This window comes from Sphingomonas sp. TZW2008 (assembly GCF_002117915.1).
GTDB lineage: Bacteria > Pseudomonadota > Alphaproteobacteria > Sphingomonadales > Sphingomonadaceae > Sphingomonas.
Genome location: NZ_BDJB01000001.1, coordinates 234419 through 256857, shown reverse-complemented (window position 1 = coordinate 256857; position 22439 = coordinate 234419). Strand labels below are relative to the sequence as shown.

The 22439-nt window shown below is 69.1% G+C and carries 26 protein-coding genes; 5 read left to right on the top strand and 21 right to left on the bottom strand.

Annotation, left to right across the window (positions count from 1 at the left end; genetic code table 11):
- Entirely contained in the window at positions 1-1341 is a 1341-nt protein-coding gene (glmM, locus tag B7L05_RS01240; RefSeq protein WP_085808433.1) for a phosphoglucosamine mutase, read from the top strand.
- Between the two features lie 43 nt (positions 1342-1384).
- Here the strand turns inward: glmM and nadA are convergent, their stop codons facing one another.
- The 12 genes from nadA to leuC all read right to left on the bottom strand — a co-directional run bounded on the left by nadA (position 1385) and on the right by leuC (position 11558).
- Complete coding sequence (gene nadA / locus B7L05_RS01235) at positions 1385-2383, bottom strand: quinolinate synthase NadA (protein ID WP_085808381.1); 999 nt, start codon at positions 2381-2383, stop codon at positions 1385-1387.
- A gap of 32 nt (positions 2384-2415) precedes the next feature.
- Entirely contained in the window at positions 2416-3201 is a 786-nt protein-coding gene (locus B7L05_RS01230) for a hypothetical protein (RefSeq protein ID WP_256926553.1), read from the bottom strand.
- A 188-nt stretch (positions 3202-3389) separates the two neighbouring features.
- Positions 3390-4139 carry a hypothetical protein gene (locus tag B7L05_RS01225; protein ID WP_144037062.1) on the bottom strand — a complete coding sequence of 250 codons (750 nt, stop codon included), beginning with the start codon at positions 4137-4139 and terminating at the stop codon, positions 3390-3392.
- Entirely contained in the window at positions 4136-4999 is an 864-nt protein-coding gene (locus B7L05_RS01220) for an MBL fold metallo-hydrolase (RefSeq protein WP_085808379.1), read from the bottom strand. The genes B7L05_RS01225 and B7L05_RS01220 overlap by 4 nt, the downstream gene beginning before the upstream one ends.
- A gap of 83 nt (positions 5000-5082) precedes the next feature.
- Positions 5083-6681, bottom strand: coding sequence for a M56 family metallopeptidase (locus B7L05_RS01215; protein ID WP_256926552.1), 1599 nt, complete (start codon positions 6679-6681; stop codon positions 5083-5085).
- Positions 6678-7046 carry a BlaI/MecI/CopY family transcriptional regulator gene (locus tag B7L05_RS01210; RefSeq protein ID WP_085808378.1) on the bottom strand — a complete coding sequence of 123 codons (369 nt, stop codon included), beginning with the start codon at positions 7044-7046 and terminating at the stop codon, positions 6678-6680. Before B7L05_RS01210 ends, B7L05_RS01215 begins: the two co-directional genes overlap by 4 nt.
- A 292-nt stretch (positions 7047-7338) precedes the next feature.
- Positions 7339-7665 (bottom strand): Grx4 family monothiol glutaredoxin, encoded by a 327-nt coding sequence (gene grxD, locus B7L05_RS01205; RefSeq protein WP_085808377.1) that lies wholly within the window; start codon positions 7663-7665, stop codon positions 7339-7341.
- Positions 7666-7698: 33 nt separating this feature from the next.
- On the bottom strand, positions 7699-7932 hold the full coding sequence (locus B7L05_RS01200) for a BolA/IbaG family iron-sulfur metabolism protein (protein WP_085808376.1): 234 nt from the start codon (positions 7930-7932) through the stop codon (positions 7699-7701).
- 1 nt (position 7933) lies between these two features.
- Positions 7934-8257: a DUF1476 domain-containing protein gene (locus B7L05_RS01195; protein ID WP_085808375.1), complete on the bottom strand. Its 324-nt coding sequence runs from the start codon at positions 8255-8257 to the stop codon at positions 7934-7936.
- A gap of 146 nt (positions 8258-8403) precedes the next feature.
- The gene (locus B7L05_RS01190; protein ID WP_144037061.1) at positions 8404-9405 is read right to left on the bottom strand and encodes an NADPH:quinone oxidoreductase family protein; all 1002 of its coding nucleotides are present in this window, start codon (positions 9403-9405) and stop codon (positions 8404-8406) included.
- Complete coding sequence (gene leuD / locus B7L05_RS01185; protein ID WP_085808373.1) at positions 9368-10006, bottom strand: 3-isopropylmalate dehydratase small subunit; 639 nt, start codon at positions 10004-10006, stop codon at positions 9368-9370. The genes B7L05_RS01190 and leuD overlap by 38 nt, the downstream gene beginning before the upstream one ends.
- A 106-nt stretch (positions 10007-10112) precedes the next feature.
- Entirely contained in the window at positions 10113-11558 is a 1446-nt protein-coding gene (leuC, locus tag B7L05_RS01180; protein WP_085808372.1) for a 3-isopropylmalate dehydratase large subunit, read from the bottom strand.
- A 138-nt stretch (positions 11559-11696) separates the two neighbouring features.
- On the opposite strand from leuC, the gene B7L05_RS01175 reads away from it, so the two are divergent.
- Entirely contained in the window at positions 11697-12947 is a 1251-nt protein-coding gene (locus B7L05_RS01175; protein ID WP_085808371.1) for an MFS transporter, read from the top strand.
- Here the strand turns inward: B7L05_RS01175 and B7L05_RS01170 are convergent.
- Genes B7L05_RS01170 through B7L05_RS01155 form a run of 4 tightly spaced genes read right to left on the bottom strand, consistent with a single transcriptional unit; the run spans position 12935 to position 15307 of the window.
- Positions 12935-13597 carry a CoA transferase subunit B gene (locus B7L05_RS01170; RefSeq protein WP_085808370.1) on the bottom strand — a complete coding sequence of 221 codons (663 nt, stop codon included), beginning with the start codon at positions 13595-13597 and terminating at the stop codon, positions 12935-12937. The genes B7L05_RS01175 and B7L05_RS01170 overlap by 13 nt on opposite strands.
- Positions 13597-13905: a DUF5076 domain-containing protein gene (locus B7L05_RS01165; protein WP_179187082.1), complete on the bottom strand. Its 309-nt coding sequence runs from the start codon at positions 13903-13905 to the stop codon at positions 13597-13599. Before B7L05_RS01165 ends, B7L05_RS01170 begins: the two co-directional genes overlap by 1 nt.
- The gene (locus tag B7L05_RS01160) at positions 13902-14564 is read right to left on the bottom strand and encodes a hypothetical protein (protein WP_085808368.1); all 663 of its coding nucleotides are present in this window, start codon (positions 14562-14564) and stop codon (positions 13902-13904) included. The genes B7L05_RS01165 and B7L05_RS01160 overlap by 4 nt, the downstream gene beginning before the upstream one ends.
- On the bottom strand, positions 14561-15307 hold the full coding sequence (locus B7L05_RS01155; protein WP_085808367.1) for a CoA transferase subunit A: 747 nt from the start codon (positions 15305-15307) through the stop codon (positions 14561-14563). The genes B7L05_RS01160 and B7L05_RS01155 overlap by 4 nt, the downstream gene beginning before the upstream one ends.
- A gap of 164 nt (positions 15308-15471) precedes the next feature.
- Here B7L05_RS01155 and B7L05_RS01150 point away from each other — a divergent pair, with 164 nt between their 5' ends.
- Entirely contained in the window at positions 15472-15807 is a 336-nt protein-coding gene (locus B7L05_RS01150; RefSeq protein ID WP_085808366.1) for a hypothetical protein, read from the top strand.
- Between the two features lie 3 nt (positions 15808-15810).
- Here B7L05_RS01150 and B7L05_RS01145 read toward each other — a convergent pair whose 3' ends face one another.
- Genes B7L05_RS01145 through B7L05_RS01135 form a run of 3 tightly spaced genes read right to left on the bottom strand, consistent with a single transcriptional unit; the run spans position 15811 to position 18952 of the window.
- A complete protein-coding gene (locus B7L05_RS01145; RefSeq protein WP_085808365.1) occupies positions 15811-16461 on the bottom strand; it encodes an HAD-IA family hydrolase in 651 nt (216 codons plus the stop codon).
- Between the two features lie 3 nt (positions 16462-16464).
- The gene (locus tag B7L05_RS01140) at positions 16465-17973 is read right to left on the bottom strand and encodes a calcium-binding protein (protein ID WP_085808364.1); all 1509 of its coding nucleotides are present in this window, start codon (positions 17971-17973) and stop codon (positions 16465-16467) included.
- Positions 17974-18031: 58 nt separating this feature from the next.
- The gene (locus tag B7L05_RS01135) at positions 18032-18952 is read right to left on the bottom strand and encodes an SMP-30/gluconolactonase/LRE family protein (RefSeq protein ID WP_085808363.1); all 921 of its coding nucleotides are present in this window, start codon (positions 18950-18952) and stop codon (positions 18032-18034) included.
- A gap of 148 nt (positions 18953-19100) precedes the next feature.
- Between B7L05_RS01135 and B7L05_RS01130 the strand changes: the two genes are divergently transcribed.
- Positions 19101-20765, top strand: a complete 1665-nt coding sequence (locus tag B7L05_RS01130) for a thiamine pyrophosphate-binding protein (protein WP_085808362.1) — start codon at positions 19101-19103, stop codon at positions 20763-20765.
- A 7-nt stretch (positions 20766-20772) separates the two neighbouring features.
- Here B7L05_RS01130 and B7L05_RS01125 read toward each other — a convergent pair whose 3' ends face one another.
- Both B7L05_RS01125 and B7L05_RS01120 read right to left on the bottom strand, forming a co-directional pair.
- A complete protein-coding gene (locus B7L05_RS01125; RefSeq protein ID WP_085808361.1) occupies positions 20773-21294 on the bottom strand; it encodes a DUF177 domain-containing protein in 522 nt (173 codons plus the stop codon).
- Positions 21291-21806, bottom strand: a complete 516-nt coding sequence (locus tag B7L05_RS01120; RefSeq protein ID WP_085808360.1) for a ubiquinol-cytochrome C chaperone family protein — start codon at positions 21804-21806, stop codon at positions 21291-21293. Before B7L05_RS01120 ends, B7L05_RS01125 begins: the two co-directional genes overlap by 4 nt.
- A 137-nt stretch (positions 21807-21943) precedes the next feature.
- On the opposite strand from B7L05_RS01120, the gene B7L05_RS01115 reads away from it, so the two are divergent.
- Complete coding sequence (locus B7L05_RS01115) at positions 21944-22399, top strand: outer membrane protein assembly factor BamE (protein ID WP_085808430.1); 456 nt, start codon at positions 21944-21946, stop codon at positions 22397-22399.
- Positions 22400-22439 lie beyond the last annotated feature (40 nt).

The following is a 22439-nucleotide window of genomic DNA, read 5'->3' as shown; positions in this document are numbered from 1 at the left end:
GTGGCACGCAAGTATTTCGGCACCGATGGCATCCGGGGTCTCACCAACATCTCGCCGATGACGGCGGAGATGGCGATGAAGGTCGGCATGGCGGCGGGCGCCTATTTCGTGCGCGGCGATCACCGCCACCGCGTGGTGATCGGCAAGGATACCCGCCTCTCGGGCTATATGCTCGAGAATGCGCTCGTCGCCGGGTTCACGGCGGTGGGCATGGACGTGGTGCTGCTCGGCCCGCTGCCGACGCCGGCGGTGGCGATGCTGACGCAGTCGATGCGCGCCGATATCGGCGTGATGATCTCTGCCAGCCACAATCCTTATGCCGACAACGGACTGAAGCTGTTCGGCCCGGACGGCTACAAGCTGTCGGACGAGGCGGAGATGGCGATCGAGGCGCTGATCGACGGCGACGTGCCGCTCGCCGCCGCCGCCGACATCGGCCGCGCGCGCCGCGTCGAGGATGCGCGCGGGCGCTACATCCACTTCGCCAAATCCACCTTCCCCGCCGACGCGCGGCTCGACGGGCTGAAGGTGGTGGTCGATTGCGCCAACGGTGCGGCGTATCAGGTCGCCCCGTCGGCGCTATGGGAACTGGGCGCGGAGGTCGTCGCGGTCGGCGTCGAGCCCAATGGCAAGAACATCAACGATCGCGTCGGATCGACCGCGCCGCAGGTGCTGTCCGAAACGGTGGTGGCAAGCGGCGCAGCACTTGGCATCGCGCTCGACGGCGACGCCGATCGCCTCATCGTCGTCGACGAGCTGGGGCGCGTGATCGACGGCGACCAGCTGATGGCAACGATCGCCACCGGCTATGCTAGGCGCGGCGCTTTGGTCGGCGGCGGATTGGTCGCGACAGTGATGTCGAACCTCGGGCTCGAGCGGCATCTGGCGGCGCAGGGGCTCGGCCTGGTGCGCACCGCGGTCGGTGATCGTCACGTCCTCGAGGCGATGCGCACGCGCGGCTACAATGTCGGCGGCGAACAGTCGGGGCACATCATCCTGTCGGATCACGGCACCACCGGCGACGGGCTCGTCGCCGCGCTCCAGATCCTCGCCGAGGTCCAGCGCGCCGGCGCGCCGGCCAGCGAGGTGCTGCACCGCTTCGAGCCGCTGCCGCAATTGCTCAAGAACGTGAAATACGCCCGCGGCGGCAAGCCGCTCGACGCGCCGCAGGTGCGCGACACGATCGCCGCGGCGGAGGCCGAGCTGTCGGGCAACGGCCGGCTCGTCATCCGCCCGTCGGGAACGGAGCCGGTGATCCGCGTGATGGCCGAGGGCGACGACGCGGCGCAGGTCGAGGCGGTGGTGGACCGTATCTGCGACGCGGTCCGCGCCGCCGCCTGAGCGGAGACGGAAGCGCCCCCGCCCGGGAGGCGCTTCCGGGTGATCAGTCCCCAGTCACCTTGGCCGGGCCAAGATCGCCCAGGCCGACGGTGCCGCTCGCCATCGCCAGCATCGCGTCGAGGCTCTTCTTCGCCTTGACGCGCAGATCCTCGTCCATCTCGATCCGCGGCTGGAGATCGCGCAGCGCGACGTACAGCTTCTCCATCGTGTTGAGCGCCATGTACGGGCAGATGTTGCAGTTGCAGTTGCCGTCCGCCCCCGGCGCACCGATGAACGTCTTGTTCGGCAGCGCCTTTTCCATCTGGTGGATGATGTGCGGCTCGGTCGCGACGATCAGCGTGTCACCGGTGAAATCATTGGCATAGGCGAGAATACCACTGGTCGACCCGACATAATCGGCGTGGTCGAGGATCACCGCCGGGCATTCGGGATGCGCGGCGACGGGCGCGCCGGGATGCTGCGCCTTGAGCTTCAGCAGTTCGGTCTCGCTAAACGCCTCGTGAACGATGCACACGCCCGGCCACAGGATCAGGTCACGCCCGGTCTTGCGCGCCAGATACCCGCCAAGGTTGCGGTCCGGCCCGAAGATGATCGGCTGATCCTTGGGAATCTGCGACAGGATCTTCTCCGCCGACGACGAAGTGACGATGACGTCCGACAGCGCCTTCACCGCCGCCGAACAGTTGATGTAGGTCAGCGCGATCGCATCGGGATGCTGCTTGCGAAACGCCGCGAACTGCTTGGGCGGGCAGCTGTCCTCTAGGCTGCAACCGGCGTCCATATCGGGCAGGATCACCGTCTTCTGGGGCGAGAGGATCTTCGCCGTCTCGGCCATGAAGCGCACACCGCAGAAGGCGATGACGTCGGCATCGGTCGCCTGCGCCTTGCGGCTCAGGTCGAGGCTGTCGCCGACAAAGTCCGCAATGTCCTGAATCTCTGGCTTCTGATAGTAATGCGCCAGGATCACCGCGTTGCGCTCCTTGCGGAGGCGGTCGATCTCGGCGCGAATATCGACGCCCCTCAGGTTCTGCGGCTGGTCCATGGCGACGCAGATGGCCCGCGGTGGCTTCGCGATCAAGTCACCGGTGCAGGCGGCCCGGGAAATGGCGGATAATCGAACGGCGGAACCGCCGCACCGGGCGATCCGCGCGTCGCCGCGGCGTAGAGCGCCGCCCCCAACGGCGTCACCGCGATGACGTCCATCGTCACCTGCATCCCGATCAGGATCGCGACGCCGGACCACCAGGCCGGATGCACACGGCGATGACGGCGGCGGTCGTGGATCATGCCGATAATCGGGAACAGCATCATGCAGGCGAAGATGCACCATGCCGCCCACGGGATCACCAGCGGTGCGGGGAAGATCCGCCCAAATGCCGGTCCCATAATCGCGGTCATCGCGCACATCACCAACCGGCGATGCCATTGCGTCCGCCGCCGCAGCGCGATCGCCCACCACAGCAGGCCGGCGAAGGTCAGCACGCCGAGCGCGTTCATGACGAGGAAATATCCGGGCACGAAGAAGAACGGTGCATGCCCCGCGCGCACCATCATCACCGTCGCGGTGATGCCGACGACCACCATCAGCGCCGCCCATCCCGCCCCCAGCCAGCCGAGCCGACGATGCCGGCCGATCCGCCCATCGGCGACGAGCCATGCCTGAAGGACGAAGAACCCGACCCAGCCAGAGAAGACCAGCGCATGAAGATGGACCAGCGGCGGCGCGGAGAAGCTCGATCGCCCAAGCGCGAACTGCGTGCCGAAACCGACGACGTTGGCGACGGCCATCGCCACCGACAGGACGAAGAAGAAGCGCCGATCGTCGCCGGCGGTTACTTGTGCTGTTGCTATCGTTGCCATCGGAAATCCCCCCCCGATGAGCACGGATCATATCACATTGCTTTAGCCGCGCCTATTGCGCCCAGGGCCGTACGACCCGTCTGGAAACGGCGGCCGTGTATCCGCTTCCGGTAGACGCGTCGCCGAGGCGATAAACCCGCTACCGACGATTCGCACGGTGAGTACCCACGCCAGTCAGCGCTCCGTGCTCAGCGGGCGTTGCCCAGCACGTCCTCCAAGCTGCGGCTGACGTCCCACCGCTCGCCGTCGCGTGGCCCCGCTTCGCCGGCGTAGCGCACCTCGACCCGCACCGGCAGCCCCGCTGCGCCCAGCGCGCCGCCGAACAGGCGAGCGAGTGCGACGCGGCCGTTCTCGCGCGCCTTGGCAATGTTCTGCGGATCGCGTGCGCGCCGTTCGACGACACCGCGCGCCGTGCCCGACACCTTGCGCTGCAGTTCGGCCATCGCATCGCGCGAGACGTAGACGCCCGAGGTCTGGTCGAGCGTGATCCGCGCCTCGTCGATGTTGGGCGCGCCGACGACGACGTCGGGCACCTCCACCACGAGCACGCGCGCCGCTGGATCATAGCGGAAATCGCCGGCGTCGAGATCGCGCACCTCGACGAAATAGTCGACGTCGAACGGCGCCTTGACGACGCGCGAGGAGGCCAGCCAGCCCCACAACCGGCTCGTCGCGCCGGTCGCCTGCACCGTGCCCGACAGACGGCTGACGCGCAGCTCGGCGCTGGTGTGGAGCGTCGCCGCGACGACCTGCGCCACCGCGAGCCCGCCGTCGTCGGTTGCCACGACGTGGCGGTCGCTCCACCAGCGATAGGCGGCAAGCGTGCCGACGACGATCGCAAAGGCGACCGCGAGCCCGATCGCGGCAAGCGCAAACCCGCGCCCGTCGATCAGCCCGCGCCCGCGCGCGCCGGTGCTACCGGGCTCCCGCCCCGTCACGCGGCGCCCGCGACATCCCACGCATCGCCGCGTGCGTGCACGAACCCGCGCCGCTCCAGATCGATGAGATGCGCCAGCACCGATCGCTCGGCGGCAGGATACAGCCGCCTGTCGACGCCGACGTACATCTTCTCGACCATCGCCGGGATCGCTTGCGTGCCGCTGCGCAGCAGGCGCAGGATCTGACCCTCGCGCTGCTTGCGGTGGCCAAGGAGGCCACGCACCAGCCGCTGCGGCTTCTCGATCGCCTCGCCGTGGCCGGGATAATAGATTCGGTCGTCGCGATCGATCAGCTTCTCGAGGCTCGCCATATAGGCGGTCATGTCGCCGTCGGGTGGCGAGACGACGCTCGTCGCCCAGCCCATCACGTGGTCGCCAGGGAACAGCGCCTTGCTCTCCCGCAGTGCAAAGGCGAGGTGGTTCGACGTGTGACCGGGGGTCGCGAACGCCTCCAGCGTCCACCCCTCGCCCGCGATCGTCTCGCCTTCGGCCAGCACGCGGTCGGGCGCGTAATCGTGATCGAACGACGCGTCGGACCTTGGCCCGTCGTCCTCCAGCGCGAACGGCGCGGCGCCGACGATCGGCGCGCCTAGCTCCGCCTTGAGCCGCGGCGCACCGGGGCTGTGATCGCGATGATGGTGCGTGATGACGATCGCGCGCACCGGCCGCCCCGCGACCACCGCCAGCATTGCTGCGTGATGCGCATCGTCCGCCGGGCCGGGATCGATGATCGCGAGATCGCGCGCGCCGACGATATGCGTCTGCGTGCCGGTGTAGGTATAGGGCGACGCATTGGGCGCCAGCACGCGGGTGACCAGCGGTTCGAGCTGGATCGGTATACCGGTGGGCGGCGCGTCCATGCGCGGCAGATGGCGGCTAACGTCGGGGAAGACAAGGACGATCGCGCGCGCCGCGCCCCGCCGCGGCGAAGCGACGCGGCATCCTACCAGCGGTCGTGCTCGTCCTCCGTCCGGTCGATCTCTGCATCCAGGCCGTCGAGCGCAGCGTCGCGCTGATCGGCCGACAGATGCGGATTGGCGAGGATCGCGGCGCGCGCCGCGTGCATCGATCGCCCGGCGCTCGCCATCGCGCGGCCATGCGCGCGCGCCGCCTGCGCCGACGCGGCCTGCGCACGCGCGGCGGTGCGGGCGATGCGATCGTTGCAGATCGTGATGCGCTCACGCCCGTTCTCGACGCGACGCTCGACGACGGGCTGTTCGACCGCGCCGCCGCAATTCCCCGAGCGCACCTCGGGCACGTTCACTGTCATCGCACCGCCGTGCAGCATCACACGCGGGGCGGGCGGCACGGCGGGCGTCGGGGGCACCGGCACGCTGGCGACGCCGGCCGGCGCGGGCGGAGCCGCCGGTGCCGTCACCGTCGGGGATACCGGCGGCACGGGCGGCGCCGGCACCGGATTGGCCGCGATCCACGCCTCCGCCGCCTTGCCCTTGTACACCGTCCGCCGCCCGTCCTGCTCGACGACGACGCGGACCGATTTCGCTTCGGCGGCGTGCGGCGGTACGATCTGTGGCAGAACGCGCGGCAACACGTCGGGTAGCGTCGCGTCGGCGGCCTTGGCGACGCTTGCACGCACCCGCTCGGCCGCCTGTGTTCCCGACGCGGTCAGCGCCAGCGCCGCCGCGCCGGTCGCCGCGACGCCGGCAAGGCCCGACCAGGCACGCGCTCGGGACACGCCGCCCATCCCCAGCATCCGCAGCCGCCCCTTCAGGTCGTCGACGGTATGGAGATGGCAGGCCGCCGCGATCGCGCCGCCGTGCGCCGCCTTGACGATCGCGCAGGCATAGGCGTGGCGCGCACCCCGCCCGAGCCGTGCCAGCACGCGCGCGTCGTTGGCCATCTCCTGGTCGGCGCGGAAGGCGCGAAATGCGTACCAGGCGAGCGGGTTGAACCAGTGCAGCGCCAGCATCGCCAGGGCGAACCAGTTCGCGACCAAGTCGCCGCGCTGGTGGTGGCCGAGTTCGTGCGCCAGCGCGAGCCCGCGCTCGTCAGCGTCGTAGCGCGCCGCGAAGTCGCGTGGGAAGGCGACGAAACGGTGCGCGACACCAAAGGCGAGCGGCCCCGCCGCCGCGGCGCTCTCGACGATCGTGATGCCATCCACCCGGTCGATCGTCGTCGCCTGCCGCAGCAGCCGCTGCCGGAACCGCGCGTAGGACAGGACATGCCAGCCGATGAATGCCGCCGCGCCGACGCCCCAAACCAGCGCAAGCGCGAGACCCGGCGTCAACCACGAGGTCGCTGGGCCATCGACCGCGGCCGGAACGATGAACACCGTCACCTGCTGCCCGACGTCCGCAAGCGGCGCCGGCAGCGGCGCGGCGACTTGCGCGCGCAGGCCCTGCGGCAGCGGCGGCAGCAGTAGGCGTAGCAGCGGCAGCGCCCACAGGGCGTACGCGACCGGCGCGCCGAACGCGCGGCGCACCGGCGCGCGCAGCAGCAGGACGAGCGCGATCATCACCGCGCTCCCCGCGATCGCCTCGACCAGCCAGGCGACCCCGCCGGCATAGATCAGCCCGCTCACTGTTTCAGCGCCTTGAGCAAGGTCTCGATCTCGGCGATGTCCTGCGCCGACAGTTCGTCACGCTCGGCAAGGTGCGCGACCAGCGGGGTCAGCTTGCCGCCGAACAGCCGATCGATCAGCCGCCGCGATTCACCAGCGACATAGTCGCCGCGCTCAACTGCAGGCCGATAGAGATACCGGCGCCCGTCCTCCTCGTGGCTGATCGCACTCTTGGCGAGCAGGCGGCCGAGCAGCGTCTTGACGGTGTTGGCGCTCCAGCCGCGCGCCGGATCGACGCGCTCGGCGACATCCTGCGCGGTGAGCGGGCTCTCGTCCCACAGCACTTCCATCACCGCATGCTCGGCATCGCTGATCCGTTCGGCCACGACTCGTCTCCTGCAACTACAGCTGTAGTTACACCGATTACAAGCGTAGTCAATACGCGGTCTGGCGCGTAGCCGGCTCGCGCCGCCAAGGGCGCCAAGTGCCGGAAAAACCGTCGGTTGTTTTTACAGCCACGTGTGGGCTGTCGGACGCGTTAACCTGTCGAGCCGCCGGAAAACCGCCACTCTCCGCGATTGGCACGGTGAGTGCATAATTGTCCGCGTACCGAGCGTGGTTACGCTTCAGTGGGCGGGTGTCGCTTCTTCGATCTCGCGACGCCCGCCCGCACCCGGCTCATTCGGCCTTGGCGGTGCCCTTCACCAGATCAGCGAGCTCGCCGCTCTCGTACATTTCCATCATGATGTCCGATCCGCCAACGAACTCGCCGTTGACGTAGAGCTGCGGGATCGTCGGCCAGTCCGAATAGGCCTTGATGCCCTGGCGGATGCCCTGGTCCTGCAGCACGTCGACACTCTCGAACTCGGCGTCGAGATGGTTGAGGATCGCCACCGCCCGGCTCGAAAAGCCGCACTGCGGGAACAGCGGGCTGCCCTTCATGAAAAGCACGATCGGGTTGTTCTTCACCACCGCGTCAATGCGGGCGTTCGTGTCGTCGGTCATGGTCGGTCCTCGCGGGAAAACTGCTGCAGCCGGTTACTTCGGCACGGCGGTGGTCAACTGCAAGGCGTGGAGCACACCGCCCATCCGCCCGCCCAACGCGGCATAGACCGCCTGGTGCTGCTTCACGCGCGGCATGCCCGCAAAGGACGCGGCGGTCACCTTTGCGGCATAATGATCGCCGTCGCCCGCCAGGTCGGTGATCTCGACCTCGGCATCGGGAATGCCGGCACGGATCAGCGCGGCGATCTCGTCCGCCGCCATCGGCATGTTACTTCAGCTCCATCAGCTGGCGGCGCGCCGCCACCGTCTGCTCGTCGAGCGCCGCCTGTACTGCCGCCTCGTCGATCTCGATCCCCGCTGCGCTCAGATCGCCGAACACCTTGCGCACCACGTCGCCGTCGCCCGCCTCTTCCAGATCGGCGTGGACCACCGTCTTGGCATAGGCGTCGGCCTCCTCCGGCGTCAGCTTCATCAGCTCGGCCGCCCATTGGCCGAGCAGCCGGTTGCGCCGCGCGACGACGCGGAACGCCATTTCCTCGTCATGCGCAAACTTGGCTTCGAAGGCACGTTCGCGATCGTCGAAGGTCGTCATGGGTGTGCGTGCTCCTGTTTGGCGACGGGATAGGTGCGGCGGGGACGCGACGCAACACGTACGGCGTCGCACCCGCGCACCTCGCCACGCCTAAGCACGCGTGCGTCCTGCAAGCGCCCTCGCGCCAGACGACGGGCGCCTGCGCATCAGCCCGCGACGCGCACCACCAGTTTGCCGATCGCCCCGCGCCCGGCCATCTTGGCGATCGCCTCGCCGCCCTTCTCGAACGGGAACACTTCGGTCACGCGCGGAGCGATCTTGCCCTCGCGCCACAGATCGAACAGCCGGCGGATGTTCTGGCGGTTGTGCTCCGGCTCGCGCGCCGCGTGCGCGCCCCAGAAGACGCCGCGGATGTCGCAGCTCTTGAGCAGCGTCAGGTTGAGCGCGATCTTCGGGATGCCTGCGGGGAAGCCGATCACCAGATAGCGCCCCTCCCACGCCATCGATCGCAGCGCCGGCTCGGCATAATCGCCACCGACCGCGTCGTAGACGAGGTCGAAGCCGTTCTTGCCCGCCTTCTCCTTGAACGTATCGGCCAGCGCCTTGCTCTCGTCCTTCGAGAAGGGGGCACGGCCGTAGATGATCACGTCATCGGCGCCCGCCTCGCGTACCGCCTGTGCCTTTTCCTCGCTCGACACCGCGCCGACGACGCGCGCGCCGAACGCCTTGCCAAGCTCGACCGCCGCGAGGCCGACGCCGCCCGCCGCGCCGAGCACCAGCAGCGTCTCGCCCTCCTTGATGTCGCCGCGATCGACCAGGGCGTGGATCGTCGTGCCATAGGTAAGCAGCATCGCCGCGCCTTCCTCGAACGATCGCTCGTCGGGGATGGCGTAGATGTTGTCGGCCTTCACCGCGATTTTCTCGACCAGCGCGCCGTTGCCGGTGTTGCCCATCACGCGGTCGCCCGGCTTCCACGCGGTCACGCCTTCACCGACGCTCTCGACCACGCCCGACATCTCGCCGCCCGGCGCGAACGGGCGCGGCGGCTTGAACTGATACTTGTCCTCGATGATCAGCACGTCGGGATAATTGATCGCGCACGCCTTGACCGCCACGATCACCTCGCCCGCCTTGGGCGTCGGATCGGGCAGCTCGCCGATCTCCAGCGTTTCAGGTCCGCCCGGCGCCCTCGACAGCAATGCTCGCATCAGTCTCTCCCGCGATCCACGGGCGATGCTCGTCCAGCATCGCCTCAAATTTCGAAATCGCGGTATCCCTTGCCAGCGTCAGCCCGATCTCGTCCAGCCCTTCCATCAGGCATTGCCGGCGGAACGGGTCCAGCGCGAAGACGAAGCGATCCTGGAAGGGCGTGGTGACCGTCATCGTCTCGAGGTCGACGGTGATCGCCTCGGTGCCGCCCGACGCCTTCACCACCTCGATCAGCCGGTCGATCGCGTCCTGCGGCAGAACGACGGGTATGATACCGTTCTTGAACGCATTGCCCGAGAAGATGTCGGAGAAGCTCGGCGCGATCACCGCGCGGATCCCCAGGTCGCCGAGCGCCCAGGCGGCGTGCTCGCGGCTCGATCCGCAACCGAAATTGTCGCCTGCAATCAGGATCGGGCTGCCGGCATAGGCGGGATCGTCGAAGACGTTGCCCGGCTGCGCGCGCACCGTCTCGAACGCGCCGCGGCCAAGCCCTGCACGCGTGATCGTCTTCAGCCAGTGCGCCGGGATGATGACATCGGTATCGATGTTCTTCGCGCCCCACGGATAGGCGCGGCCCGATACCTGGCGCACCGCCTGCATCAGTGCTGCCGCGTCTTGGCCAGCAGCGTCGGCTTGGCGATCGCGGCATAGGCGGCGACGCCGCTCAGCATCGATCCGGCGATCAGCAGCACCAGCACCTTCTTCATCACGCATTCCCCGTTTCGGTCATCAATTCACGCACGTCGGCGAGCCGCCCCGTCACCGCAGCCGCCGCCGCCATCGCGGGCGAGAGGAGGTGCGTGCGGGCACCCGGCCCCTGCCGCCCAACGAAATTGCGATTGGAGGTCGACGCGCAGCGCTCGCCCGGCGGCACCTTGTCGGGGTTCATCGCCAGGCACATCGAACAACCCGGCTCGCGCCACTCGAAACCTGCGCCAGTGAAGATCCGGTCGAGCCCCTCGGCCTCCGCCTGCCGCTTCACCAGCCCCGATCCGGGCACCACCATCGCGCGCACCCCGTCCGCCACGCGGCGCCCCTGCGCCACCGCGGCGGCGGCGCGCAGATCCTCGATCCGGCTGTTGGTGCACGATCCGATGAAGACGTGCTGCACGGGCACGTCCTGCAGCCGCGTACCCGGCGTCAGCCCCATATAGTCGAGCGACTTGCGCGCCGCCTCGCGCTTCGATGCGTCGGCGAAACTGTCGGGCGCGGGCACCGTATCGGTAATCGACACCACGTCCTCCGGGCTCGTACCCCAGGTCAGCGCCGGCGCGATCTCGTTTGCATCGATCACGACCGTCCGGTCGTAGACGGCGCCAGGGTCGCTCGCCAGGCTGCGCCACCACGCCACCGCCTTGTCCCAGTCCGCGCCCGTCGGCGCCATCGGCCGGCCCTTGATGTACGCGAAGGTCGTGTCGTCGGGCGCGATCATGCCGGCGCGCGCGCCCGCCTCGATCGACATGTTGGCGACCGTCAGCCGCCCCTCGATCGACATCTCGCGGATGACGTTGCCGGTATATTCGATGACGTAGCCGGTGCCGCCCGCCGCGCCGATCCGGCCGATGATCGCGAGGATCACGTCCTTTGGCCCGACGCCGAAGCCGAGCTTGCCCTCGACGCGCACTTCCATCGTCTTCGACGGGCTGAGCAGCAGCGTCTGCGTCGCGAGCACATGCTCGACTTCGCTGGTGCCGATCCCGAAGGCGAGCGCGCCCAGCGCGCCGTGCGCCGACGTATGGCTGTCGCCGCAGACCACCGTCGTGCCGGGCAGCGTGAAGCCCTGCTCGGGCCCGACGACGTGGACGATGCCCTGCGCCGCGGCGAGCGCGTCGATATACGGCACACCAAATTCGGCGACGTTGCGGCGCAGTGCGGCAAGCTGCGTCGCGCTGTCGGGATCGGCGATCGGTAGTTCGTCGCCCGCGGCGTCGACGCGCGCCGTCGTCGGGAGGTTATGGTCGGGCACCGCCAGCGTCAGATCGGGGCGGCGAACACGGCGGCCGGCAACACGCAGGCCCTCGAATGCCTGCGGGCTGGTCACCTCGTGGACGAGGTGGCGATCGATGTAGATCAGGCACGTGCCGTCGTCGCGGCGCTCGACGACGTGCGCGGCCCAGACCTTCTCGTAGAGCGTGAACGGACGGCTAGCCATGATGGGTGAGCGCATTAACCGAGATCGGCGGCAATGCGAAGGCGGCGTTTCGCCTATGTGTCAGAAAGTCGGCGCTCCCTTGGACCCGTTCGTCCGACCGATCGTTCCGCACCGGCCCCTTTCAAGGTTTGTTGCTCCATGGCCGACGTTGCGATCGCTCAACCCGGCCAGCCAGTGCCGGCGCCAGACCGGGCGCGGCCGCTCGATGCGCTCAACTTCCTGCTCGCCGACGTGCGCGACGGGCTCGGTCCGTATCTCGCCATTTACCTCGTCGCGGTGCGCGGGCCGAGCCACGGCTGGAACGAGGCGACCGCCGGACTGGTGATGACAATCGCGGGAATCGCGGGGCTGCTCGCCACCACCCCCGCCGGCATCCTCGTCGACCGCATCCATGCCAAACGCGCGATGCTCGTCGCCGCCGCGCTGATCGTCACGCTCGCCTCGCTGTCGCTGCCGTTCGTCAGCGGCTTCGCGCTCGTCACGATCGGCCAGTCGCTCGCCGCCGCCGCGGGCGCCGTGTTCGCGCCGGGTATCGCGGCGATCACGCTCGGCATCGTCGGTCCCAAGGCGTTCGCCAAGCGCGTCGGCCGGAACGAGGCGTTCAACCATGCAGGCAACGCCGTGTCGGCCGCGCTCGCCGGTCTGCTCGCGTGGAAGTTCGGCCCGGTCGTCGTCTTCTGGCTGATGGCCGGGCTCGCCGCACTCAGCATCGCTGCGATCCTGCGCGTCGATCCCGCCGCGATCGATCACGCCACCGCGCGCGGCTGCGACAGCGATGTCGATGCGCGCCCCGCGACAGTCGCCGAAACGTTACGCGGCTCGCCAAAGCTTGCGATCTTCGCCGCCACCGCCTTCCTCTTCCACCTCGCTAATGCGGCGATGCTGCCTTCGGTCGGCCAGCTGCTCGCCAAGCGGGTCGGCGGGGGCGAGGCGACGTCGCTGATCGCCGCATGCATCGTCGGCGCGCAGCTCGTCATGGTGCCGGTCGCGATCGTCGTCGGCCGCAACGCCGATCGCTTGGGGCACAAGCCGATCTTGCTCGCGGGCTTCGCCGTGCTGGCGGCGCGCGGCGTGCTCTACACTTTGTCTGACGCCCCGGTCTGGCTGCTGACCATTCAGCTGCTCGACGGGATTGGCGCCGGGATCTTCGGTGCGCTGTTCCCCGTCGTCGTGGCGGCGATCATGCGCGGCACCGGGCGGTTCAACGCCGCGCAGGGGATTGCCGCGACGATCCAGGGGCTCGGCGGCGCGCTGTCGACGACGCTCGCCGGCGCGATCATCGTGTGGGGCGGCTACACCCCCGCCTTTCTCGTCCTTGCCGGCATCGCGGGCGCGGGCCTACTGCTCTACGCCGTCGCGATGCCCGAAACCGCGCGTCAGGAAACGTAGCGCGCCGTCGTCTTCGCTGCGACCTCTTCGGCGCTGACCCCCGGCGCCAGCTCGACCAGCCGGAACGGGCTCGCGTGATCGTCGCGCTGGAACACGGCGAGATCGGTCACGATCATGTCGACGACGTTCTTGCCCGTCAGCGGCAGCGTGCAGGCGGGGATGAACTTCGGGCTGCCGTCCTTCGACACATGCTCCATCACGACGATAATCTTTTTCACCCCCGCGACGAGGTCCATCGCGCCGCCCATGCCCTTGATCATCTTGCCGGGGATCATCCAGTTCGCGATGTCGCCGTTCTCGGCCACTTCCATCGCACCCAGCACGGTCAGGTCGATATGCCCGCCGCGGATCATCGCGAAGCTCTGCTCGCTGCCGAAATAGGCCGATTGCGGCAGCTCGCTGATCGTCTGCTTGCCCGCGTTGATGAGGTCCGCGTCCTCCTCGCCCTCGTACGGGAACGGCCCGATGCCGAGCATCCCGTTTTCCGATTGCAGCGTCACCGTCATTCCTTCGGGAATGTTGTTGGCGACCAGCGTCGGGATGCCGATGCCGAGATTGACGTAATAGCCGTCGCGCAGCTCCTTTGCGGCGCGCGCCGCCATCTGGTTGCGGTCCCACCCCTTGGTGGCGGCGGCAGCGGTGTCGGGCATCAGTTGATACGTCCTTCGGGCAACGGGGTGATGGTGTGGAACTGGTCGCGCAATTCGGCCGCGACGCCGTCGACGATCGCCTGCAGCGCCGCGCCTTCGTCGATCGACCAGGCCGCGGCATAGGCCTTGGCGGCGTGGCGGATCGTGTCCGCCATCAGCTGGCCGAACACCTGCGGATCTTCGAGCACGCCGGCGTCGATCAGCACCGTGCTGCCGGCATGATCGGTTACCCAGATGCGCGCTACCTCGACCGAAGCGTCGTCCGCCCCGATCACGCCGGCGATATCGATTGCGCGCGGCGTGCTCACGGCGCCTTGCTCGCCACGGCCGGCACGGCGGGGGGCAGCGCGAACCAGGCAAGCCCGGTATAATCGGTGCGGCGCCCGCCGCCGCTCGCCACCACGCAGCCGCTGCGCGCGATCTTCACGACGTCCGCCGGCGCGGCGATCACGGTATCAGCCTCGACCATCCCTGCCTTCGCCAACTCTGCGCGCGCGGCGGTGCGATCGGCCGCGACGAACGTCACGCTCGCACCCATCGTGCGCAGCGCGTTGATCGATGCCGTGCCCGCATCGCGCTCACCCGCCGCCGCACCGGCCACCGCCGCATCGATCAGCACCGCGGTCGTCCCGTCGGCACACGCCGCGCCGCTCGTCATCGCCGTCGCGACATGGCGCACCAGCGCGCGCCATCCCGCCTGCGGAGCGGGCGTCGCTACCGTGGACGACGGGCCGGGCGGCGGCAGCGCGCTCCCGCTCGGCAGCAGCGTCAGCCGCTCCCCTGCGAGCGACGGCGTAAGCGGCGTGGCGACCGGCGCGGCCGCCGCCGACTGCCGCTTCGCCTTGCGCTGCTTGGGCGCGTCGAGCCTGCGCTTGCCGATCACGCCCGCCGCGGCCACGGGAATGGCCGCCGCGACGCAGCCCGGCAACAGCGCCGCCAGCATCACCGCGGCGATCGCGCGCTTCACGCTGCCGCCGCCGCTCCCTCGCCCGCCACTCCCGCGCCGTCCGTCGGGCGCGGCCGCGTCAGGCGGAACTCGATCTTCTTGTCGTACGGGGCGCCGATGATCATGCGCTTCACGTAGATGCCGGGCAAATGGATGTGATCGGGATCCAGGCTGCCGACCGGCACCACCTCTTCGACCTCGGCGATGCAGATCCGCCCCGCGGTCGCCATCGGCTGGTTGAAGTTGCGCGCCGTCTTGCGGAACACGAGGTTGCCGCTCTCGTCCGCCTTCCAGCCCTTGATGATGCTGATGTCGGCGCGGATGCCGCGCTCGAGAATGTAATCCTCGCCGTCGAAGCTCTTCACTTCCTTGCCCTCAGCCACCAGCGTGCCGACGCCCGTTTTGGTGTAGAAGCCCGGGATGCCCGCCCCGCCGGCGCGGCAGCGCTCGGCCAGCGTCCCCTGCGGGCAGAATTCCACTTCGAGCTCGCCCGATAGATACTGGCGCTCGAACTCCTTGTTCTCGCCGACGTAGCTCGAGATCATCTTCTTGACCTGCCGCGTGCGCAGCAGCTTGCCGAGCCCCTCACCGTCGATTCCCGCGTTGTTGCTCGCGATCGTCAGATCCTTCGTGCCCGCCGCCTGGATCGCGTCGATCAGCCGCTCGGGGATGCCGCACAGGCCGAAGCCCCCGGCGCAGATCGTCATCCCGTCGTGCAGCAGCCCGTCGAGCGCCGCCGCCGCATCGGGATAGAGCTTGTTCATTGCCGCGCTGCCTCTCGCTGTCGTCCGGAGCCCGCGATTAGCCGCTCGCGCTGACGGCATCAAGCAAAGGTGAACCAGTGTTCAACTTTGCTTGATGCCGTCATCGGCTGCTACCATCATACCGCGATCCGGTCGGTCGGCCGGACCATCGGAGAGGTAGGAAGATGGCATCGTTTCGCGCGCTGCTCGCGGCGCTCTGGGTGGTTCTTGTCGGCTATACCGCGCTCGTCATCGCGCGCCATGGCCTCAACCTCGTGCCGATCTTCTTCGGCGACATGGCGCGCTTGGCGTGGCCCGGCCAGTTCAACCTCGACTTCCTGTGCTTCCTGATCCTCTCGGCGACGTGGACCGCCTGGCGCGAGCGTTTCAGCGCGCGCGGGTTGTTGCTCGCGCCGGTCGCGCTGCTCGGCGGTGCGGGCTTTCTGCTGCCCTATCTCTTCTACCTTACCGCGGAGGTACGCGGCGACATGCGCCGCGTCCTCCTCGGCCGTCACGCCTGATCGTCAGAAAAGCCCGCGCTCGACGCCCAGCGCGTCGGCGAGATCGTCGAGCGCCTGCGCCTCGCCCGTCACCTTGATCGCGCGCATCCCCAGCGTCGCCGCCGGCTTGCAGTTGATGCCGAGGTCGTCGAGGTAGACGCAGCTCGCTGCCGGCTTGCCGAGATGATCGAGCATCATCTGGTAGATCTTGGGGTCGGGCTTGCGGATGCCGACCTTGCTCGATTCGACGACATGGTCGAACCGCGCGAGCACCTCGGCGACCTTGGCCGCCTTCTCCGCGCTGCGCGACATGCCCGCACCCTCGCCCGCCGGCACGTTGTTGGTGATGCAGCCGAGCTTATAGCCGTTCGTCTTCAGCCAATCGAGCGCATGCACCATCCGCGGCCGGATATCGCCCGACAGCAGCGCCAGAACGTCCTCGCCGCGCAACTCGTGCCCCAGCGCCTCGGCCTCGGCGGCGAACTTCGCGTCGAACCCGCGCGCATCGATCTCAGCGCGCTCGAACAGCGCCCAGGCATTGTCGTCGGGATCGGTGGCGTTGATCCGCCGGATCAGATCGTGCGGCAGCCCGCGCTCGCGCTCGAGCCGGTTGAACGCCTCGAACGGCGACGAGGTGACGACCCCGCCGAAATCGAAAATAGCGGTATCACGCATGGGTCAGGCAAAATCCGATACAAATGTGTCCATCGCCGAGGCGGCGGAGGGCAGGATGAAATTGGCGTCGGTGAACCGCTGCAGCCGCGTGTCCTCGAAGATCACCAGCGTATTGAAGACATAGGCGTCGCCGGCACCGTCGCGGTCAGCGAGCAGCACGACGTCGTCACCGCGGCGGCCGAGCTTCAGATACTCGCCGAACGGATCGTCGCCCGAGACGTAGCCGACCGCCGCGGTCGACAGCCAATCGCGCAAGTCGACCTTGTCGCCCGCGTCGCCAGTCGCAAAATCGGTGACACGCACCTCGCGCTCGCGCAGCGTCGCGTCCGCCGCCTCGCGCAGGATCAGCGTGTCGGCCCCGCCGCCCAGCGTCACCTGATACAGGCCCGCCGACGTATCCACCGCGACGCGATCGACGCCGTAGCCCGCGTCGATCACCGCGCGCGCCGCGCCCTCGACCGCAATCGTGTCGTCGCCGGTCCCGCCGATCAGCGTCACCGAATGCGCCGCGTTGCGGTTGGACGCGAAGTCGAGCGCATCGTTGCCAACGCCGCCGTCGATCGTCGTCGTCGTGGCGCGCGTGCCCAGGAAGCGGTCGATCCGCAGGCTGTCGTTACCCGCGCCGCCCTCGATCCGGTCGTCGCCGCTCAGCCGGTCGATGATCTCGTTCGCGCTGCCGTTGCCGATCAGCACGTCCGATCCGCCGCTGCCGTACAGGCCGCGGATGCCGATCAGCGTGTCGATCCCCGATCCGACGGTATCCTGTGCTTGGCGGTTTAGCCGCAGGTCGACCGTGACGCCCGCCATGTCGTCGCTCGCCAGCCCGCGATCCTCGTAGGAGGCGATGTCCTCGCCGCCGCCGATCAACGTATCGTTGCCGGCGCCGCCGATCAGCAGGTCGATGCCGCCGCCGCCGTCGAGCACGTCGTCGCCCGCCCCGCCGTCGAGCGTATCGATCAGAAACGGCGCCGAGACACGCGCCGCAGTGACGCGATCATTGCCGTCGCCGCCCAGGAATACCAGCGCCTCGACGTTGACGATCGAGCCCGCGTCGACGCCGTCGCGCCGGATCGTCGCCGCGCGGTTCGTCACCGACATGTCGAGCGTGATCGCGCCGTCGCCGCGATACTGTAGGATCGCGGTGTCGATCCCCGCGCCGCCGTTGTAGCTGTCGTTGCCCGCGGGCACCGCGCTGCCATAGACGATCGCCGGGCCGCTCGCCGGATCCTCGCTGAAATAGCCTTCGGCATAGCCGCCGACGAGCGTGTCGTTGCCGTTGCCGCCCACCAGCAGATCGTCGCCGCGGCCGCCGATCAGCACGTCGTTGCCGTCGCCGCCGAACAGCTGGTCGTTGCCCGCCGCGCGGTCGGACGTGTCGCCGTTGAGGTCGCCGATAAGCAGGTCGTCGCCGCCGTTGCCGAACAATCGGTCGTTGCCCCAGTCGCCGATCAGCTCGTCACGATCGTCCGTTCCGTCCAGCCGATTGGCCCGGCGCGTGCCCCGGATCGCCATAACAATCTCCCCCGTGTCGCCCGGCCGCTAGCGCAACCGGGGCGCACCCGCCAGTGGTTCAATATTCCAGTTTCAGCCCCGGCCGGTTCCAGCGCGTCTTCACCAGCCGCCCGGTGCCCGACAGCGTCAGGTACGCGTCCTGCATGTCTGCTCCTCCGAAGCAGATGTTGGTCGTGAACACGTCGTCGGTCTGCACGAACTCGACCAACTCGCCGTCGGGCGAGATCACGCTGATCCCGCTCTCGCCGATCGTCGCGACGCACACGTTGCCCGACGCCTCGACCGCGAGCGAATCGAAGAACTTCCACCCCGCCGGGCGATAGACGGGAATGCCCGGCCCGCCGACGCCGGCCGTCGCATCCACCTTGCCCGGCGCGGTCACGGCGAACTTCATCAGCCGGCAGGTGTAGGTCTCGGCGGCGTAGAGCCATTTCCCGTCGGGCGAGAGGCCGCAGCCATTGGGATTGTTCGACGGGAAGACGACTTCCTCGATATGGCTGCCGTCCGCCTTGGCATAAAAGATGCCGACGACGTCGTGGACGCGCTTCTTGTGGTCCATCTTGCCGTGATCGGTGAACCAGAAGCCGCCGTGCGTGTCGAACACCAGATCGTTCGGCCCGCGCAGCACGCAGCCGTGATCGCCCGACTTGTACAGCACCTCGACCGTACCCGTCGCGGGATCGATCCGCTCGATCCGCCCGCCCGAATAATCGCTCGCGATCCCGCCGGGCGCGAGCATGCCGTTGTTCTCGTGCCAGTCGAACCCGCCGTTGTTGCAGCAGTAGAGCATGCCGTCGGGCCCGAGCGCGAGGCCGTTCGGCCCGCCGCCCGGCTCCGCGATCGTCTCCTTGCGACCGTCGGGGTGGACGCGCGTGATCCGCCCCGGCTCGATCTCGACCAGCGCGATGCTGCCGTCGGGCATCATCACCGGCCCTTCGGGAAAGCGCAGGCCGTCGGTGACGAGTTCGAAATCCGCCATGGTGATCCTCTCCATTCTTTGCGGCGGACGATCGGCTAAGGCGGACGACTTAGCAAGCCGTGATCGCCGCGCTGCCCGGCCGCCTTGCCGCTCAGATCGGCGACCATAACGAGTGGCGGCCCCTGCCCCGCGGGGCTAGGGTAGGGTGATGACGAACCCTCCATCGGCCCGCACCGGCGGCCGCATCCTCGTCGATCAGCTCGTGCGCCAGGGCTGCGACCGGATCTTCACCGTGCCTGGCGAAAGCTTCCTCGCGGTGCTCGACGCGCTGGTCGATACGCCCGCGATCGACGTCGTGACCTGTCGGCAGGAGGGCGGAGTCGCGTTCATGGCGTGCGCGGACGGCGCGCTGACGCACCGCCCCGGCATCGCCTTCGTCACGCGTGGGCCGGGCGCCACCAACGCGTCGATCGGCGTCCACGTCGCCAGGCAGGATTCGCAGCCGATGATCCTGTTCGTCGGTGACGTCGATCGCGGCACGCGTGACCGTGAGGCGTTCCAGGAGATCAATTTCGAGGCGATGTTCGGCGCGGTCGCCAAATGGACCGCGCGGATCGACGACGCGCGCCGCATTCCCGAATATGTCGCGCGCGCCTATGCCGTGGCGATGAACGGGCGCCCCGGCCCCGTCGTCCTCGCGTTGCCAGAGGACATGCTGCTCGACCGCGTCGAGGCGATCGATCGCCCGCGCGTCGAGCGCGTCGGCCAGGCGCCCGACCCGGACGCGATGGAGCAGCTCGCCGATCTCCTCGCCACCGCCGAGCGTCCGGTCGCGATCGTTGGGGGCGCGGGGTGGGACAGCGCGGCGGGGCAGGACGTCGCCGCCTGGGCCGATCGCGCGCGCGTACCGCTCGTCGCCGCCTTTCGCCGCCAAGATGCCGTGCCCAACGATTGCCCCGCCTATGCCGGCAACCTCGGCTACGGCCCCAATCCGGCGCTCGTCGCGCGGGTGAAGGCGGCGGACCTGCTGCTGGTGATCGGCGCACGGCTCGGCGAGGCGACGACCGACGGCTATACGCTGATCACTCCCGATCATCCCGGCCAGCGGCTCGTCCACGTCCACCCCGACGCGACCGAGCTCGGCATGACGTACCGTACCGATCTTGCGATCTGCGCGACGATGGCCGAGTTCGCCGAGGCGCTGGCGCTTATCGACGGTCCGGCGCACCCGCACGAGCTCGACGCGCACGACGCCTATCGCGCCTGGTCGACCCCCGCCGCGCGCGACGGCGTCGCCATGGATCTCGGGCCATGCGTCGGCACGATGCGCGCCGCGCTCCCTGCGGATACGATCATCTGCAACGGCGCGGGCAATTTCTCTGGCTGGTGGCATCGCTACTGGCCGTACGCGGGCCCGGGCACGCAACTCGCGCCGACCGCGGGCGCGATGGGCTATGGCGTCCCCGCCGCCGTCGCAGCCGCGCTGCGCCGCCCCGGCCGGATGGTCGTCGCGGTCGCCGGCGACGGCGATTTCTTGATGAACGGGCAGGAGCTCGCCACCGCGATCCAGCACGGCTGCGACATGCTCGTCGTCGTCGTCGACAACGGCACCTTCGGCACGATCCGCATGCACCAGGAGCGCGAGTTCCCCGATCGCCCCTCCGCGACGCGCCTCGCCAACCCCGATTTCGCGCTGCTCGCCAAGGCCTATGGCGCGTGGAGTGAAACGGTGACGACGACCGCAGATTTTGCCCCTGCGCTCGCCCGCGCCATGGAGCGACGCGGCGTGCGCCTGCTGCACGTCAAGACCGACGTCGAGCAGATCACCGCCGGCACCACGCTGTCGGCAGTGCGCGGCACGGGCACGCACTAGCCGCCGCTCAGCCCTTCTTGGCGAGCTTGTCCTTCAACGCGGCGAAGGCGTTGAGCGGCGTCACTTCGTCCTCGCTGACGACGCCGGCGGCGGCGAGCGCGGCGGCGGCATTGGGCCCGCGCGGAAACGGGTCGAGCGACAGCGCGAGCGTCTCCGCCGCCGCCTCGCCGAGATCGATCGCGCCGCCTTCGAGCGGCAGCACGTCGATCGCCTCGTCGTCGAGCTCGATCTCCTCCTCGCGCGCATCGTCCTCAACGAAGCGCAGCTGCGTCTCCTCATCGATCGTCACGGGCAGCGGGTCGCCGGTGATCGAACACGCCTGCACCGCCGCTCCTGTCACGCGCCCCGCCACGCGGATGCCGGCAGCTTCCTTGCGCACGGTGAAGTCCGCCGAGAGCCACTCGATCGAGACGAGGTCGAACCGCTTCGCCAGCGCGGCGCGCTCGCCCGCGTCCGCCTCGATCGTCACGGTGCGCTCACCCTCGCCGATCGTGTCGACGCGCACCGGGCGCGAGAATTCGGGCGTCATGCCAGCCGCCCCGCCTGCAGCGTCGCCAACGGCACCGCATCGAGCGCGCGGCGCAGGCCGAGCAGTCCTGCGCCCACCTCAGCCACCGCACCGTCCGCCGGCGGCTCGCCGCGCCACAGGTTGCGCACCAGTGCCGCCGACAGGTCACCCGCCGCGACGCCGTCGCGATACGCGCCCAGCCGCCCGCCCAGCATGCCCATCATCCGCCCGACATGCTTGCCGACGATGATGTCGCCGAAGCCGATCTGGCGCACCTGCGCGTCCATGTCGTCGATGAACCGCTCGGTCAGCTGCGCCACGATCTGCCGCGCCGCCTCGGGCTCGGCCTGCTCATCCTCCAGCCGCAGCAGCACCATCGACAGCACCGCCGCGACCATATCGAACCGCCCATCGAGCGTATCGGGCGCGCCGGCAAGATACCAGTGCGGATCGCGCGCGCGCGCCACCACGGCGGCATAGAGCGGCGCCGCCGCCTCGCGGTCGCGCCGCCGGAACCGGTCGAATAGAGCCAAGATCGTCGAACCTTCGTGTCGTGCCGGTCGCCCCCGCGGGCGCCCGTGCTTGTATCGCCTGTCGTGCGGGCATATTGAGGCGAATGGCCGCCGACGCAACGGCGTGTCGCCCGTCGCGGGCCTATTGCGGAGTGATCATGCGTTTTCCCCTTCTCGCCGCTGTCGCCGCGCTGGCGATCACCGCATCGGCCTGCGCCCCGCTGCGGTCGCACCAGGGCTATGTCGTCGACAACGACCTGCTCAACGCGGTCCAGCCCGGCGTCGACAATCGCCAGTCGGTGCTCGCCACCCTCGGCCAGCCGAGCTTCGCCAGCCAGTTCAACCAGGGCGACTGGTATTACGTCTCGCGCGACAGCCGCAACTACGCCTTCAACGTGCCCAAGGTGCGCGATCAGCTGACGGTGCAGATCAGCTTCGATCAGGCGGGCAACGTTTCCGCGATCCGCCGCTGGAACGCCGAGCAGGTGGTGGCGATCGATCCGTCGAAGAAGGTCACGCCGACGCTCGGGCGCAAGCGCGGCTTCTTCCAGGATCTGTTTGGCAACATCGGCACCGTCGGCGCGGCCGGCGCCGGTGGCCCGTCCGGCCCGTAAACGAGATCACGGATGGGCGCCGTAACGCCGGCGTGACGAT